This window comes from Methylobacterium sp. M6A4_1b (assembly GCF_053345175.1).
On the sequence record NZ_JBKEZQ010000002.1, the window covers coordinates 135,657 to 149,393 of the forward strand.

18 protein-coding genes are annotated in these 13,737 nt (G+C 67.9%); 6 read left to right on the forward strand and 12 right to left on the reverse strand.

All coding sequences use genetic code 11. From position 1 onward, the window contains the following. Positions 1-65: 65 nt before the first annotated feature. Entirely contained in the window at positions 66-509 is a 444-nt protein-coding gene (locus tag ACLBWX_RS02675; RefSeq protein WP_447675551.1) for a VOC family protein, read from the forward strand. Between the two features lie 26 nt (positions 510-535). Here the strand turns inward: ACLBWX_RS02675 and ACLBWX_RS02680 are convergent, their stop codons facing one another. After that, positions 536-979, reverse strand: a complete 444-nt coding sequence (locus ACLBWX_RS02680) for a cyclic nucleotide-binding domain-containing protein (RefSeq protein WP_447675552.1) — start codon at positions 977-979, stop codon at positions 536-538. 291 nt (positions 980-1,270) lie between these two features. On the opposite strand from ACLBWX_RS02680, the gene ACLBWX_RS02685 reads away from it, so the two are divergent. Then, a complete protein-coding gene (locus ACLBWX_RS02685; protein WP_313899297.1) occupies positions 1,271-1,465 on the forward strand; it encodes a con-10 family general stress protein in 195 nt (64 codons plus the stop codon). Between the two features lie 964 nt (positions 1,466-2,429). Here ACLBWX_RS02685 and ACLBWX_RS02690 read toward each other — a convergent pair. Further along, positions 2,430-3,233 (reverse strand): response regulator, encoded by an 804-nt coding sequence (locus ACLBWX_RS02690; RefSeq protein ID WP_055953119.1) that lies wholly within the window; start codon positions 3,231-3,233, stop codon positions 2,430-2,432. A gap of 180 nt (positions 3,234-3,413) precedes the next feature. On the opposite strand from ACLBWX_RS02690, the gene ACLBWX_RS02695 reads away from it, so the two are divergent. Then, the gene (locus tag ACLBWX_RS02695; protein WP_447675553.1) at positions 3,414-3,638 is read left to right on the forward strand and encodes a NepR family anti-sigma factor; all 225 of its coding nucleotides are present in this window, start codon (positions 3,414-3,416) and stop codon (positions 3,636-3,638) included. 142 nt (positions 3,639-3,780) lie between these two features. Here the strand turns inward: ACLBWX_RS02695 and ACLBWX_RS02700 are convergent, their stop codons facing one another. The 9 genes from ACLBWX_RS02700 to ACLBWX_RS02740 all read right to left on the reverse strand — a co-directional run bounded on the left by ACLBWX_RS02700 (position 3,781) and on the right by ACLBWX_RS02740 (position 9,394). Continuing rightward, positions 3,781-3,957: a DUF1328 domain-containing protein gene (locus ACLBWX_RS02700; RefSeq protein ID WP_003599466.1), complete on the reverse strand. Its 177-nt coding sequence runs from the start codon at positions 3,955-3,957 to the stop codon at positions 3,781-3,783. Between the two features lie 169 nt (positions 3,958-4,126). Then, positions 4,127-4,327 carry a hypothetical protein gene (locus ACLBWX_RS02705; RefSeq protein WP_447675554.1) on the reverse strand — a complete coding sequence of 67 codons (201 nt, stop codon included), beginning with the start codon at positions 4,325-4,327 and terminating at the stop codon, positions 4,127-4,129. A 118-nt stretch (positions 4,328-4,445) separates the two neighbouring features. After that, positions 4,446-5,639, reverse strand: coding sequence for an alpha/beta hydrolase (locus ACLBWX_RS02710; protein ID WP_447675555.1), 1,194 nt, complete (start codon positions 5,637-5,639; stop codon positions 4,446-4,448). A 138-nt stretch (positions 5,640-5,777) separates the two neighbouring features. Continuing rightward, positions 5,778-5,903, reverse strand: a complete 126-nt coding sequence (locus ACLBWX_RS02715; RefSeq protein WP_447675556.1) for a hypothetical protein — start codon at positions 5,901-5,903, stop codon at positions 5,778-5,780. Positions 5,904-6,071: 168 nt separating this feature from the next. Further along, the gene (locus tag ACLBWX_RS02720; protein WP_447675557.1) at positions 6,072-6,512 is read right to left on the reverse strand and encodes a response regulator; all 441 of its coding nucleotides are present in this window, start codon (positions 6,510-6,512) and stop codon (positions 6,072-6,074) included. 154 nt (positions 6,513-6,666) lie between these two features. After that, the gene (locus ACLBWX_RS02725; protein ID WP_447675558.1) at positions 6,667-7,563 is read right to left on the reverse strand and encodes a dienelactone hydrolase family protein; all 897 of its coding nucleotides are present in this window, start codon (positions 7,561-7,563) and stop codon (positions 6,667-6,669) included. A 79-nt stretch (positions 7,564-7,642) separates the two neighbouring features. Continuing rightward, a complete protein-coding gene (locus ACLBWX_RS02730) occupies positions 7,643-8,128 on the reverse strand; it encodes a hypothetical protein (RefSeq protein WP_447675559.1) in 486 nt (161 codons plus the stop codon). Between the two features lie 139 nt (positions 8,129-8,267). Then, entirely contained in the window at positions 8,268-8,765 is a 498-nt protein-coding gene (locus ACLBWX_RS02735) for a DUF192 domain-containing protein (RefSeq protein ID WP_447675560.1), read from the reverse strand. A gap of 11 nt (positions 8,766-8,776) precedes the next feature. Further along, positions 8,777-9,394, reverse strand: coding sequence for a cold-shock protein (locus ACLBWX_RS02740; RefSeq protein WP_447675561.1), 618 nt, complete (start codon positions 9,392-9,394; stop codon positions 8,777-8,779). A gap of 305 nt (positions 9,395-9,699) precedes the next feature. On the opposite strand from ACLBWX_RS02740, the gene ACLBWX_RS02745 reads away from it, so the two are divergent. Next, positions 9,700-10,686: a DUF1624 domain-containing protein gene (locus tag ACLBWX_RS02745; RefSeq protein ID WP_447675768.1), complete on the forward strand. Its 987-nt coding sequence runs from the start codon at positions 9,700-9,702 to the stop codon at positions 10,684-10,686. Positions 10,687-10,817: 131 nt separating this feature from the next. Here the strand turns inward: ACLBWX_RS02745 and efp are convergent, their stop codons facing one another. After that, positions 10,818-11,384 (reverse strand): elongation factor P, encoded by a 567-nt coding sequence (efp, locus tag ACLBWX_RS02750; protein ID WP_055953091.1) that lies wholly within the window; start codon positions 11,382-11,384, stop codon positions 10,818-10,820. A 184-nt stretch (positions 11,385-11,568) separates the two neighbouring features. On the opposite strand from efp, the gene epmA reads away from it, so the two are divergent. Then, positions 11,569-12,621 carry an EF-P lysine aminoacylase EpmA gene (epmA, locus tag ACLBWX_RS02755; RefSeq protein WP_447675562.1) on the forward strand — a complete coding sequence of 351 codons (1,053 nt, stop codon included), beginning with the start codon at positions 11,569-11,571 and terminating at the stop codon, positions 12,619-12,621. Beyond that, the gene (locus ACLBWX_RS02760; RefSeq protein ID WP_447675563.1) at positions 12,618-13,685 is read left to right on the forward strand and encodes a lysine-2,3-aminomutase-like protein; all 1,068 of its coding nucleotides are present in this window, start codon (positions 12,618-12,620) and stop codon (positions 13,683-13,685) included. The genes epmA and ACLBWX_RS02760 overlap by 4 nt, the downstream gene beginning before the upstream one ends. The last annotated feature ends 52 nt before the right edge of the window (positions 13,686-13,737 follow it).

Sequence of the window (13,737 nt, forward strand, 5' to 3'; positions counted from 1 at the left end):
GCATCGCGCGGGCCGGGGTTCCATGATCGGTCCGGGCCGCTGACGGTGACGGAGCGCAGGCGAAGATGGTGGAGACGCAGGTGCTTTCCGAGATCGATGCCGGGACCGCCCTGGCGGAGCTCGCCCCGGCCGTCCATCTCGATCACTGCGTCATTCACGTCACCGACTGGGAACGCTCGAACGCCTTCTACCGCGATGTGATGGGCGCCGAGGTCATCCCGCGCGGCTCGTCCTTTGCCTACCGCTTCGGCGGCGTACAGCTGAACGTGCATGGGCCGGGCGTCGACGCGACGCCCCTGGCCCGGCATCCGGTGATGCCGGGCAACAGCGATCTCTGCTTCCGTTGGTCGGGGACGATCGAGCAGGTCGCCGACCATCTCGCATCCCAGGGCGTGGCCGTGGAGCTCGGTCCCGTCACGCGCCACGGTGCCGCCGGGGCCGGGTTGAGCGTCTATTTCCGCGATCCCGACGGCTCGCTGATGGAATTCATCACCTACCCTCAGCTCTGAGGCGGCGCGCGAGGCCTCGTTCGCCCTCAGGCCTGGCTCTGGGCGAGCTGCTGGTTGGTCTGCTCGAGGCGCAGCGCGAGTTCACGCATGACCGCGATGGCAATGGGCGGGAACTGCCCCAGCAATTCGAGGAACACGGTGCGGTCGATCCGCAGGGCTGTCGTCGGATCCAGGGCGGCGACCGTGGCCGAGCGCGGCTGATCGGCGAGGATGCCCATTTCGCCGACGAGGGCGTTCGCGCCGAGAAGGGCCAGGCGAAACGGTCCCTGAGGACTGTCGATGGAGACCTCCGCCGAGCCTTCGAGGAGCAGGTAGGCGGCGTCGGCCGCGTCACCGCGGGCGAAGAGCTGCTGGCCGGATTCGAAATGGACGCGCTCGCTGGTGAAGGCGAGGAGCTTCAGGCGCGACGGTTCGACGCCGCGAAACAGCGGGACTTGGCGAAGGGACGAAACCTCTGTCTCGAGGGTCATGGGTCGGGCTCCCGTGGCGCGACGTCCCTCCAGGCACGGCACGATCCTGGCGCATCCAATGCGGGTCGCGGCGGCTTTGTCCAGACCCTGCCCCCTCGGGCTCTGCCTCCGGCGTCGGGCCGGCGCGATGGAACGCAGCCGAACGGCCCAGATCAGCGCGAGATCTAACGGTTAAGCTTGGATTAATCGCCAATCGAGGGGGCCGCCACTGCTCGTCGAACGATCAGATGAGGAACCATCGATATTGGCAAAGGTTGTCTTGGCAGTGAACGCAAAGCTGAGGAGGCGCTGATGGCATCAGGAAATTCCACCTCGAAGCGAGGTTTCGCGTCGATGGACCTCGAACGGCAGCGGGAGATCGCTAGCAAGGGCGGTCGCAGCGTGCCTGCGGAGAAGCGCTCCTTCTCGCAGGATCGCGAACTCGCCTCGAATGCCGGCCGCAAGGGTGGCCAGTCGACCGGCTCCGGCCGGCCCGGCGACGAGTAAGAACGGGTCTGGCGCGTGGCCCTTCGGGCCTCGCGCCATTTTTTCGACCTGTCCCGTCCAACGAAAACGCCCCGTTCCATCAGGACGGGGCGTTTTCGTGCAGACAGGTCGTCGAGGTGGTGCGATCAGGTCATGCAGCGACCCGCGACCATGCGGCGGGCTTCGGGACCGGCCAGGGAACTGATCGAGCGCTCGCACCCCTCCTGCAGGGACTTGCGCAGGCGAGGCATGTCCTTCTCGCTGGCAGTACGTCCCATCTCGGGTGCCGTGGACTCGGACCGCGGCGCGGCGCTCGGAACGGAGGCCACATGAAGCGACCGCGATGTGGCGGGAACGCCACGGATCTCGGGAGACGCCTGATCGGTGACCAGCGCGAGGGGTGCTACTGGCGGGACCCACTGATCCGCAGCCTGACGGACGGTCGGGTGGATCAGCAACGTCAGAACGGCGGCCGGTCCACTCACGCTGAGAAAGAAGCGAGACCGAGACATCGTCGTAATCTCCGCGCAGAGCTTGACAGGTTGTCGGTTCAACGCGGACCGGAAACAACGGTTCCTTAACTATCGTGAACTGAAAAACCAGGCCTTAACGGGTTCGATCGCATTCTCCGGATTGGTCGCAGTTTGCGCCACCTTTCGTGAGGGGCGTGGCGAAAATGTACCGGGGCCAATAAAAATTTCTGGCTTCACGGGGCGGGTTCGGAACCGTCGCTGCCGCGCTTCGTTGTTGCAGCACCCGGCCGCCTGGTCCTCCCCCGCATTCCCCTTGTGCATTGGCCGGAACCTTCCAACGGGTCGGAGATCTTCCGGCCCGTTTTTTTGTGTCCGTTTTCCAATGCGGCCGGGCGCTCCGAACCAGGAATGCAGCCCAATTCGGCACGAAAAAACCCCGGTGTTCGGACCGGGGTTCTGATTTGTCGGGAAGCGATGTTCGGCGCGCTCGCTGTGCGCCGGACGTCGGCAGATCAGGCGGATTTCGCCTCGCGCCGGCGGGCGCTCTGCTGGAAGAACAGCGCCTGACTGATCACGGCCGAGACGTTGGCGGGCTGGAACGGCTTGGCGATGAGGAAGGCCGGCTCGGGCCGCTCGCCGGTAAGGAAGCGCTCCGGATAGGCGGTGATGAAGATCACCGGGACCTCGAAGGTCTTCAGCAGGTCGTTCACCGCGTCGAGGCCTGAGCTGCCGTCCGCGAGCTGGATATCGGCCAGGATCAGGCCCGGGCGCGTGCCCCCGGAAGCGATCTTGATCGCCTCGGTGCGGGTACGCGCGACGCCGATCACGTTGTGACCGAGTCCTTCCACGAGCGCCTCGAGGTCCATGGCGATCAGCGGCTCGTCCTCGATGATGAGGATTTCGGTCGCCATGTCGGCCGCGAGTTCGCGTCCGGCCTCGTCGACCAGATCGCGAACCTGGCTGACGTCAACGTCGAGGATGATCGCCGCGTCCTCCTCGGAAAAGCCTTCGAGGCAGGACAACAGGAAGGCCTGGCGCGGCAGCGGCGTGATCTGGCCAAGGCGGACCTCCGCCGGCAGGTCATGCTGAACCTGTTCGCTCTGACCGTTCACCGAAAGCGAATTCCAGATGCGGGTAAAGACGCGGAACAGGTCGGCCTTCACGTTGGAGCTTCGTCCGAGCGTCTCGGGCTCGTTCACGAGCGTCTCCAGCGTGGCCGCGACGTAGGCGTCGCCAGCAACCTGGCTGCCGGTCAGCGCCCGCGCATAACGGCGCAGGTACGGCAGATGCTGAACGACGAGTTGAGCTGTCGACATTATATCCCCTTGGCTTTGCCGTTCTCTCGGGCGCCTCCGCCACAACGCGGAATGCAGGGCTCCGTTCCGCCGGCCGGGAACCGATTGTTCACAGCAGCGTTGCAGGTGCAGCCATGGCCTATGTGAAGCCGCAAAACAATCGCGGCGATGTCGCTTGTCGACATCCAAGGGGACCGACGAATGGACGATACTGGACCGGGTTCCGGCTCCTCACCCGAGGAAGCCGACCCGAAGACGGGTGACGCTGTGCCTGGGCAGGGATTGAGCGATCATACGCAGAAGCGGATCGGACTTCATCTTCGGGCGATGTACGATACCATCGTGCAGCAACCGGTGCCCGATCGGTTTCGCGACCTGATCGCCAAACTCGATGCGGCGACGCCGGGTCCCGATCAGCAAGCCTGAACGTCCGATTGGGAGCTAGGTCGCCTAGCGCGGCGTGCCGCTCATCCGAATGCTGAATCAAAGGACTGGCAAGGAAAAAGGGCCGCTCATCGGAGCGGCCCTTTCCTGTGTAAGCTTGCCGGCGTACCGGCGCTGGTGCGTGTCAGAGCGTCGGCGAGCGGCCGCGCATCAGGCCAATCACGGCCGAGATGGCGAACAGCACGATGGCGACGAAGAACACGAGCTTCGCAGCTTCCATCGCCGTGCCGGCAATACCACCGAAGCCAAGCAGCGCCGCGACGAGGGCGACGACCAGGAACGTAACGGCCCATCCGAGCATGTGACTCAACCCTTCATCAAGTACGGTGCAGCATCGGCTGCGACCTCATGACAGCATAACGCCAAGTTAGCGGGACAGTTCCTGCGCTCGTCACAGGATCGCCACCTTTTCCTGTGGGCCGAGCCGGCGCTTTGACTCGGCTTGTCGGGCAAGCGACGGCAGGCCAGCTTCAGAGAGCTTTGCGCCGCGAAGCCCGACGCCGAACCAATGCCGCGAAGGCCAGGGCGAGACCGAACTGGCCAAAACCGTTTTCCGAGAGATCGCCGATGGGCCCGTTCATCTGAACCAGGAGCCGGGTCAGCCCGTTCAGCGCGACGAGCGCGGCGCAGAACAATACGGAGCGGGCGAGCAGAGCGACGAAATCCGGCATGGCGGCGTGTCCGGTTGACCCGAAACAGACCACGCAAGGCGTGCGCCAGCCTTGCGAAACGCGCGGAGAGCGATCGCCACTCTGCCCACGCCCTTGGGAACGCCGGCCGAAATCCGTCTCAGGGCCTGCGCGACGCGGCCGGCTTCGGACGAGCCGAATTGGCGGCGGGCGTCGGTGCGGGGGTCGCCTGCTGAGCGGCCGGCGGACGCACCGACTCGACGACGAGGCGCTTGACCGGCCAGCCGTCCGCCCAGCGCTCCATGTCGCTGAAGCGTGGATTGCCCTTGAGGCTGTTGGCATCCGCTCCCAAGAAGGCGGCCGCGGCGGCGAGGTCGAAGCTCTTCCAGTAGGCGAGGTAATCCAGGCTGTCGGCGCGGGCGTTGTTGATCTGCGAAACGAGCGTCGTCTGCTCGCCGGTCAGCGCCATGTCGGGCGACCACTTGAAGGGCGGGGCCGGCTGCTTGGGGTCCCGCGGCGCCTCCGGCGGCAGCTTGATGGCCGAGCCGTCATAGGCGGCATCCACGGCCGCGGGCGATGTCAAAGTGGCGGCCAGGGCCGGAAAGCCGTGGTCGTCCGAGAGGGCACGCACGAAGAGCTTGCGCTCGGTCGGCACGGAACTGGCCTCGCGCAGCAGGCGTCTGCCGGCGAGGTCGGCGGCGCGCGCATCGCGGTCGCCGATGACGGTGATCACCAGGGTTTCCGGGGCGATTCGTCCGAGATCGTGCAGGACGATTCCGCGGGAGCGCGCGTCGCTGGCGATGCCGCCCGGCATGATCGCGAAGACGAGGCGCGGTGCGGGGAGGCCCTGTTCGGCCGCGTCGGCCGCCAGATTGGCGGCAATGGGCGCACCGGCCAGATATCCGATCATCGCGACCCGCTTCAGATCCGGCTTAGCGTCGGCATCGCTCCCGAGATCGGACAGCGTGGATTTCAGGATGCGCGCAGCGATCGCGCTCGCCTCGGAGGGACGCGTCCGGTTCAGGTCCTGAAAACGCGGGAACACGACGAGCGCGCCGGTCCGGGCGAGGTGATCGATCCATGCACCATAGGCCTGCGGATTGGCGGCGCCCCAGGCGTGGAGGAAGACGACGACGGGACGGCCCTCGGCCGGTGCCGCCCCGGCCTTGTAGAACACGAAGCTACCGGCTCCGGCCTTGCCGAGACCACGCTTGACGATGGTCGCGGCGCGATCACCGATCCCGCCCGGGCCGTCGGCCGGCTGGGTCGGCGGAACGGCTGCGGCGGCCGGTCCGGCGACCAACAGGACGGCTAAGCCCAATGCGGCAACGCCGAAACTCAGGTTCAAACGCATGGAAAGCCCGAAAGCGTGGTCCGTGAGCTTCGAAGGCCAGTCCTCGCGAAGCCGGATCAACATTGCGCCGGACCATACGGTAAACCGGCGCGCCTGAGTGCGGTATTCCCGCCGCACTCTGTGTCCCGAATTCGCCGATCAGTGATCCGATTGGCCGAGGCGGGCGTCGATCATCGCGGCCAGCCGCATCAGGTCGCTGGGCTGAACTGCGTCCGCCATCGAATCATAGACATCGCGCAGGTTGCTCCCCAGGGTCTCAAGCATCCGATCCTCGGGGAGACCGGTCAGGGGCGCCCAGGATTCATCCGGATGCCGGGTGCGGAAAGGCGGGGCGAAGTTCATCGTCGGCTCTCGGGCCATCGGCGGCCTCTCGATCGTTGGACGCCGGTCAACGGGCTTGCTGCCCGATGTTTCCATTGATCTATGATAATTCTAGTTGCCCGGAACGGGCGTACCGATGATGTCCGGTCCCGAGGCGCCCCGATCGGCGCGGCCGGAAGCCTCCTCGACCCAGGCCAGGATGTCGGCGGCGCGCCAGGGCTTGGGGATGAATGTCGCCGAGACGCGCAGGTCGCTCGGCTGGTCGCCGGCATCCCCGGAGGTCAGCAGGACCCGGACGCGCGGCCACGTCACGCCGATGATGCGGGCGAGTTCGAAGCCGCCGATCGGACCCGGCGTCCGTACATCGGAGAAGACCACGCTGACCTCGTCGCCGCGATCGTTGAGGATCGCGAGGGCCCGCTCGGCCGTCTCGGCCTCGATGACCCGGAAGCCCGTCTCTTCGAGGAGTTCGGCCGCGAGGAAGCGCTCGTCCGGCTCGTCCTCGACGACCAGGATCACGGGACGTGCGTCAGACGGGATCACAGCACTCATGGGTCCGGTGCGCTCTTCGGGCCAGAACGGCGGGCCAAGTGCAATCTAGCGCCACGGAGGTGCGAAGCTGTCAATGTGGCGGAACCGACCAATAGGGCTGAAGCCGGCCCGAGCGGCTCGGTTGTGCTTTCAGTGCCACGCTTTCGCGAGTTTTTTAGCCAACGCCGTGTGATTTCAGAAAGGCTAGGGCGCGCGTCCAACCGTCCTCGGCATCCGCTTCGCGATAGCTCGGCCGATAATCCGCGTGAAAACCATGCGGCGCATCGGGATAGACGACGAGCTCCACCACCTTCCCGGCCGCCGTTGCCTTGTCCCGCGCCGCCTCCACGTCTCGGACCGGAATGCCGGTATCCGCACCGCCGTAGAGGCATAGGAGCGGTGCGTTGAGCTCGCCCGCCACGTCCGTTCCCGTGCGGGGTTGGATGTCGGAGCGCTCGCCGCCGACCGGGCCGTACCAGGCGACGCCCGCCTTGAGATCCTTGCGATGCGCGGCGTAGAGCCAGACGCCGCGTCCGCCCTGGCACCAGCCCATCGTCCCGATGCGCGCCGGATCCCCCTGCGATGCCGAGACCGCCCAGCTCGCGGCTGCATCGAGGTCGGCGATCCACTGGGCATCCGGGGTCTTCGAGATGACGTCGCGGATGATGACTTTGGCATCGGTCATGGTCGAGAGGTCGCCCTGTCGGGCGTAGAGCTCGGGTGCGACCGCACAATAGCCAGCCTTGGCCAGTCTGCGGCAGATGTCCTTGATGTACTCGTGGACGCCGAAGATCTCCTCGATGACGAGGATGACCGGAAACGGGCCCGCCCCTTTCGGCAGGGCGCGGTAGCCCGGCATCGGGCCGTCCGCGGCGGGGATCTTCACTTCTCCCGCCTCGATGCCCTCGGCATCGGTATGGATCACCTGGGCCTCGACGGCGCTCGTCGCGAGGGTCAAACCCGTCATCAGGCTCGTCATGACGAAGCCGCGCCGGGAGAAGGGCGGCGTCAGGAGCCCGTCGAGGCCGTCGAGCGGCGCGCTGTCGAGGCGGTGATCCGACGTGTTCGACATGAAGTCCCCGGTGCGGCCTATGGGAAGCAATGCTGATTCGCAGCCGGGAAGCTAGGGCGTTCTACCGCGGCGGACAGCCTCAGAGCGCCACGCGCTGGCGCACCGCCTCGCCCGTCCGCTGATCCGCCATCAGGCCCGGGCGCCGTGCCGCGAGGCGGGGCTCGCCGGCAGGATTGCGCTTCCGGCTCGCTCCGGCGCCGGCGGGTTTCGGCCGGACGAGATCGCCCAGGGCCACGAAGCCCGTATCCCCCCGGCGCGCTCCGGCACCGGCGACGAGGCCGAAGGCGACCGCGAAGGATTGGGAGAGGCTGGGATCCGCCGAGACCCCGAAGGCCGCGACCGCAGCGAGAAAGGCCTCACGAAAGCTGCGCGGCGTGCACCAGCTCTTCTCGGCGAGGTGCATCGGCCATTCCCAGAGGTCGCCCCGCCGCATGGCGATCACGTCGCGGGCGATGAAGTAGCCGGTCTCGCGATGCTCCAGGCCGTCGGTGGCGACACGCCAGTCCGCGTTCTCGAACAGGGCCGGGGTCGTCGGGCACGCGTCGTCCAGAGGCAGGTCGAACATGATGTCCCCTCGTGGCCAGGTTCGGTGCCACCGCGTGGCAGTCCCGAAATGGATCAGAACATTGAGGGAACAGTGGTGGGAAAGCGGGCGGGCGTCAAGCCTTTGTTCTCGATGTGTTCGAGAAGGTCGCAGCGGTTCCCTACCGAACCTTCCGATCGAACAGAGGATGCTCCACCCGATCGCCGGCATGGAGGCGCAGTCGGGCGGCAGTGCCGGCATTGAGTTCCAGGACCGAGAGAACGGGTTCGTTCGACGGGATCACCTTGGTGGAGAGCGGTTCGGTGTCGGCGGCGATCTTGGCGATGGTGCCGTCGGCGCGGATGAACAGCATGTCGAGGGGCAGGTAGGTGTTCTTCATCCACATGGCCACGGGGGCGGAGGCCTGGAAGTCGAACAGCATGCCGCGGTCGGGCGCCATCGAACGGCGGTACATCAGGCCGCGGGAGCGCTCCGCATCCGTCCGCATCACCTCGACGGCAAAGACGTACCGCCCTTCGCGGCCGACGATGCTGAGCGGTTCGGTCGTCCCGGAGGGCGCGTCCTGCGCCGCCGCGTGGCCGAGGATCAGCCCGAACAGGGCCAGAGCGAGGAGCGCGCGCAATCCATCGCGCCAGTCGATCAAACGTCGCGTAACCACCGGACCATCCGTCAGTGTGAGGCGGGCAGCGCACCGTCGAGCAACCGGACTTCGGCGGCCATCTTGCCCTTGGACCCATCGCCGTAGCGCACGAGAACGGTCTCGCCCGGCTTGAGTTCGGCGATTCCGTAGCGGCGGAGCGTCTCCATGTGAACGAAGATATCCGGCGTCCCGTCGCCGCGGCTCAGGAAGCCGAAGCCGCGCAGGCGGTTGAACCACTTCACCACGGCGGTTTCGAGTCCGCTGGTCGGGGTCACGGTGACGTGAGTGCGGGGCAGCGGGAGTTCGGAAGGATGAAGGGCGGTCGACTGGTCCAGGGAGATGACCCGGAAGGCCTGCCAGCCGCGGGGCCGCTCGGTGGCCTCAACGACCACGCGGGCGCCCTCGCTGGCACTTTGGTGCCCGTCGCGGCGCAGGCAGGTGATGTGAAGCAGCACGTCGGCCGAGCCGTCGTCCGGCACGATGAAGCCGAAGCCTTTCGCCACGTCGAACCACTTGATCCGGCCCGCAACCTCCGTGAGGTCGAGCGGCCGCAGGGCCTCGGCACCCTGCCCCTCGACGGCGCGGTTGTCGTCCTGCTCTCCCGACGAACGCTGCCCGAAGGGGCCTGAACCGAAATCGTCAGACATGTAAGCAACCCACACCGAATCACGTCTCGCGACCCGCACGACAGATTAACAAAGTCATGACTCCGCGGAAGCCTGTTTGGCGACCGCGGCCGGTCTTCGATGCCGCATTGTTCGGCAGGGCGGTTCGCGAGCAACAGCGGGATGCGTCGGTTCGGCGTGCAAGTGAAGGCCAAGCTTCAGTATTTTTGGGCGTTCCCAAACGGCGGTCAAAAATTGTTCAGCGTCTTCGGGGAAGACGCCCGGTTCTCTCGGAAAACGGTGCGGCGTCGCGAGGACACGCGAACGATGCTAGGGCCTGCGCGATGATGCGCCCGTCCACCTCCCCCGCCGCGCCACGGTTCCGATACGCCGCCCTCGACGCCGCGCGCGGCCTCGCCCTCGTGGCGATGGCGCTCTACCACGCGACCTGGGACTTCGGGGCCTTGAGGCTGACCCCCGAGAACTACGCCCTGACGCCGCCGGGCCGGCTCGCCGCGCACGGCATCGCCGGAAGCTTCCTTATCCTCGTCGGAATCGGCCTCGTCCTGATGAACGGTGCGCGCTTCGCGGCCCGCCCGTTCCTGCTGCGGCTGGCCCGGATCGCCGGTGCGGCGGCCCTCGTCACCGTCGCGACCCTGGTTGCCGATCCGTCGAGCTACATCTTCTTCGGCATCCTGCACTGCATCGCCGTGTCGAGCGTGCTGGCCCTGCCCTTCGTGCGGGTCCTACCGGGCTGGGCGGCCATCCTCGGCGCGGCCCTCGTGCTGGCCGGCCCGTACCTGATCTCGGGCGGCATCCTCGACGCGCCGATCCTGTCGTTCCTGGGATTGGGACGCGGCACGCCGCAGACCAACGACTACGTGCCGCTGTTCCCCTGGTTCGGGCTGGTGCTCATCGGCATGGCGGCGGCTCTCTACGGTCTGCCCGCCTTCCGGCGCACGCGCCTCGCGGGCTGGTCGCCCACCGGGCGGACGACCCGGGGCCTGGCCTGGGCGGGGCGCCACAGCCTGGCGATCTACCTCATCCATCAGCCGATCCTGATGGCACTGCTGACGGGAGTCGTCGGCGTGACCGGCCCGCATCCGCAAGCGGGGGTGGCCGAATTCCGAGCGCTCTACCGGCGCAACTGCGTTGCGACCGGCGGCGAAGCGGAGGCCTGCACCCGGGCGGCGGCCTGCGTCTCGGATGCGTTCCGTCGAGAAAATCTCTGGGCGGACAAACCGCGCAGCTTCACCGCCGAGGAGCGCCTGCGGGCCCAAGGGCTGTCGCAGGGCTGCTACGAGGCGGCGGAGGGAACGGCGCCGGCACCGTGAGCCGGCATCCGTTCCCGAAAACCCGTCATACGAACTCCGGTCGATCCCTCCGGGATGGCGGAGTTCGGTGATCCGCGAGCGCCGCGCGGGCTTGCCGAGACGGCGCCCGCTTCGATCGAGCGGACGTCGTATCAGTCCTTGGCGCGCTCCACGTAGGAACCGTCCTCGGTCATGATCACCACGCGGGTGCCGACGGCGATGTGGGGCGGCACCGCGGTGCGCACGCCGTTGGAGAGGATCGCGGGCTTGTAGGACGAAGAGGCCGTCTGGCCCTTCATCGCCGGCTCGGTCTCGGTGACTTCGAGGACGACGCGCTGCGGCAAATCGAGGGTCAGGGCCACGCCGTTATGGGTCGAGACCATCACGGCCATGCCTTCCTGCAGGTACGGCGCGGCGGAGCCGACGACGTCCTTGGGGATCGCGACCTGGTCGTAGTTCTCGGGGTTCATGAAGTGGAAGCCCTCGCCGTCCTCGTAGAGGAAGGTGTGCTCCCGGTCCTCGACGAAGGCGCGCTCGACCGACTCGGTGGTGCGGTAGCGCTCGGAGACCTTCACGCCGTCGGTGATGCGGCGCATGTCGAGCTGGGTCACCGGGGTGCCCTTGCCGGGGTGGATGTTCTCGACCGTCAGGATGACGTAGAGCTTGCCATCCTTGTCGACGACGTTGCCCTTGCGGAGCGTAGAGGCGATCACCTTCACGGGGTCTGGTCCTGCTGTGTTCGTTGAAGAAAAACGGACTCGGCGCCCCGACGCGGATCTCTCCGCGGGAGCGACATCTTGGCTCCGCCACTAACCTATCCGCGCCACCGTTGCCAGTCGCGCCGCGAGACGGCACTCCCGAGTCGTCGATTTCAGGTCCGAAGCCCAGCGCAAAGCTCGCCGCATGAACACCCCCTCCCCCTGGTGGGCGCCCCATCGCCACGCCGACCGCCGGCCGGCCCTGATGGCCCGGAACCGCATCGTCGCGGCGTTCCGCGCGCATTTCGCGGCGGCCGACTTCGTTGAGGTCGAAGCCGCCGCGCTGCAGGTGTCGCCGGGCAACGAGGCACATCTCTCCGCCTTCGCCACCGAGGCTCTGGGTCCGGACGGATCGCGGCGGCCGCTCTACCTGCACACCTCTCCGGAATTCGCCTGCAAGAAGCTCCTGGCCGCCGGCGAGCCGCGCCTCGTCAGCTTCGCCCGCGTGTATCGCAATCGCGAGCGCGGACCCCTTCACCACCCGGAATTCACCATGCTGGAATGGTACCGGGCCGGGGCCGACTACACCGCGCTGATGCGCGACGGTGCCGACCTCCTGGCGCTCGCCGCCGAGACGACCGGCGTGCCGACGCTGCGCTACCGCGGTCGCATGGCCGATCCGTTCGCGGAGTTCGAGCGCGTGACCCTGGCGGAGGCCTTCGCCGAGCGAGCCGGGATCGACCTTCTCGCCACCATCGACCGTGACGGCGCCACGAACCGCGACGCGCTCGCTGCGGCCGTCTCGGGGGCCGGGCTCAGGGTCGCGGACGACGACACCTGGGCCGACCTGTTCAGCCGTGTCCTGGTGGCGCGGATCGAGCCGCATCTCGGGCTCGGGCGACCGACGATCCTGTACGAGTACCCCGTCAGCGCGGCGGCCCTGGCCCGGCCGAGCCCCGGCGATCCGCGCGTCGCCGAGCGCTTCGAGCTCTATGCCTGCGGCGTCGAACTGGCCAACGCCTTCGGCGAACTCACCGATCCCGCGGAGCAACGCCGGCGCTTCACCCTCGAGATGGCCGAGAAGGCCCGCGTCTACGGCGAGAGCTACCCGATCGACGAGGACTTCCTCGATGCCCTGGCGGTCATGCCGGAGGCGAGCGGCATCGCCCTTGGCCTCGACCGCCTCGTCATGCTGGCGACCGATGCCCGCCACATCGAAGACGTGCTCTGGACGCCGGTGGCGGGGCTGGCGCGATGAGCGCCTCCCTGCGCCGGCCGGCCGACCTCCTCCGTGCCGGGCTCGTGGCCCCCGGCGCGCTGCCGGCCCTGCAGGCGGTGGCGGCGCGCTACGCCGTCTCGGTCACGGCCGACATGGCCGAGCTGATCGATCCGCACGACCCGGCGGACCCGATCGCCCGCCAGTTCCTGCCGCGGGCGGAGGAACTGGTGACCCGGCCTGAGGAAGAGGCCGATCCGATCGGCGACGCGGTCCACAGCCCCCTGCCCGGCCTCGTCCATCGCTACCCGGACCGGGTGCTCCTGAAGCCCCTCCACGTCTGCCCGGTCTATTGCCGCTTCTGCTTCCGGCGCGAGATGGTCGGACCGGAGGGGCTCGGCACCCTGAGCGAAGCCGAACTCGCCCGGGCGCTCGCCTACATCGCCGAGCGGCCCGAGATCTGGGAGGTCGTCGTGACGGGCGGCGATCCCTTCGTCCTGGCGCCGCGGCGGCTCGCCGAGATCGCGGCGGCCCTCGCGGCGATCCCGCACGTGCGGGTGCTGCGCTTTCATACCCGGGTTCCGGTGGTGGCGCCCGACATGGTCGGAGACGCACTCGTCGCAGCCCTGAAGCGCTTCGAGGGGGCGGTGTTCGTGGCCCTGCACGCCAATCATCCGCGCGAGTTCACGCCGGCGGCCCGCGCGGCGGTGGCGCGGCTCGTCGATGCCGGGATCCCGATGGTGAGCCAGACGGTGCTGCTCGCCGGGATCAACGACGACCCGGACACCCTGTCCCTGCTGATGCGGCGCTTCGTCGAGAACCGGATCAAACCGTACTACCTGCACCACGGCGACCTCGCGCCCGGAACCGGACACCTGCGCACGGATCTCGCCGCCGGCCGCGCGCTCGTCCGGTCCCTGCGCGGACGCCTCTCGGGACTGGCTCAGCCGCTCTACGTCCTCGACATCCCGGGCGGCCACGGCAAGGTTCCGGTGGGACCAGACTATCTCGCGGAAGCGGGCACCGGGTGGCGCGTGACGGACCCGCAGGGCTCTGTCCACGACTATCCGCCCAAGGCCGGTGAGCCCTGGGCCGGTGAGCCCTGAGGCAGCGGGTGCGTTGACACGCCTCCGGCGCCAAGCTTTTGATGCGAAAGCG

Bases quoted from the DNA above. Each gene is read 5' to 3' on its own strand.
- ACLBWX_RS02675 (WP_447675551.1), top strand. From the start codon at position 66: ATGGTGGAGACGCAGGTGCTTTCCGAGATCGATGCCGGGACCGCCCTG.
- ACLBWX_RS02680 (WP_447675552.1), bottom strand. From the start codon at position 979: ATGACCCTCGAGACAGAGGTTTCGTCCCTTCGCCAAGTCCCGCTGTTT.
- ACLBWX_RS02685 (WP_313899297.1), top strand. From the start codon at position 1,271: ATGGCATCAGGAAATTCCACCTCGAAGCGAGGTTTCGCGTCGATGGAC.
- ACLBWX_RS02690 (WP_055953119.1), bottom strand. From the start codon at position 3,233: ATGTCGACAGCTCAACTCGTCGTTCAGCATCTGCCGTACCTGCGCCGT.
- ACLBWX_RS02695 (WP_447675553.1), top strand. From the start codon at position 3,414: ATGGACGATACTGGACCGGGTTCCGGCTCCTCACCCGAGGAAGCCGAC.
- ACLBWX_RS02700 (WP_003599466.1), bottom strand. From the start codon at position 3,957: ATGCTCGGATGGGCCGTTACGTTCCTGGTCGTCGCCCTCGTCGCGGCG.
- ACLBWX_RS02705 (WP_447675554.1), bottom strand. From the start codon at position 4,327: ATGCCGGATTTCGTCGCTCTGCTCGCCCGCTCCGTATTGTTCTGCGCC.
- ACLBWX_RS02710 (WP_447675555.1), bottom strand. From the start codon at position 5,639: ATGCGTTTGAACCTGAGTTTCGGCGTTGCCGCATTGGGCTTAGCCGTC.
- ACLBWX_RS02715 (WP_447675556.1), bottom strand. From the start codon at position 5,903: ATGCTTGAGACCCTGGGGAGCAACCTGCGCGATGTCTATGATTCGATG.
- ACLBWX_RS02720 (WP_447675557.1), bottom strand. From the start codon at position 6,512: ATGAGTGCTGTGATCCCGTCTGACGCACGTCCCGTGATCCTGGTCGTC.
- ACLBWX_RS02725 (WP_447675558.1), bottom strand. From the start codon at position 7,563: ATGTCGAACACGTCGGATCACCGCCTCGACAGCGCGCCGCTCGACGGC.
- ACLBWX_RS02730 (WP_447675559.1), bottom strand. From the start codon at position 8,128: ATGTTCGACCTGCCTCTGGACGACGCGTGCCCGACGACCCCGGCCCTG.
- ACLBWX_RS02740 (WP_447675561.1), bottom strand. From the start codon at position 9,394: ATGTCTGACGATTTCGGTTCAGGCCCCTTCGGGCAGCGTTCGTCGGGA.
- ACLBWX_RS02745 (WP_447675768.1), top strand. From the start codon at position 9,700: ATGCGCCCGTCCACCTCCCCCGCCGCGCCACGGTTCCGATACGCCGCC.
- epmA (WP_447675562.1), top strand. From the start codon at position 11,569: ATGAACACCCCCTCCCCCTGGTGGGCGCCCCATCGCCACGCCGACCGC.
- ACLBWX_RS02760 (WP_447675563.1), top strand. From the start codon at position 12,618: ATGAGCGCCTCCCTGCGCCGGCCGGCCGACCTCCTCCGTGCCGGGCTC.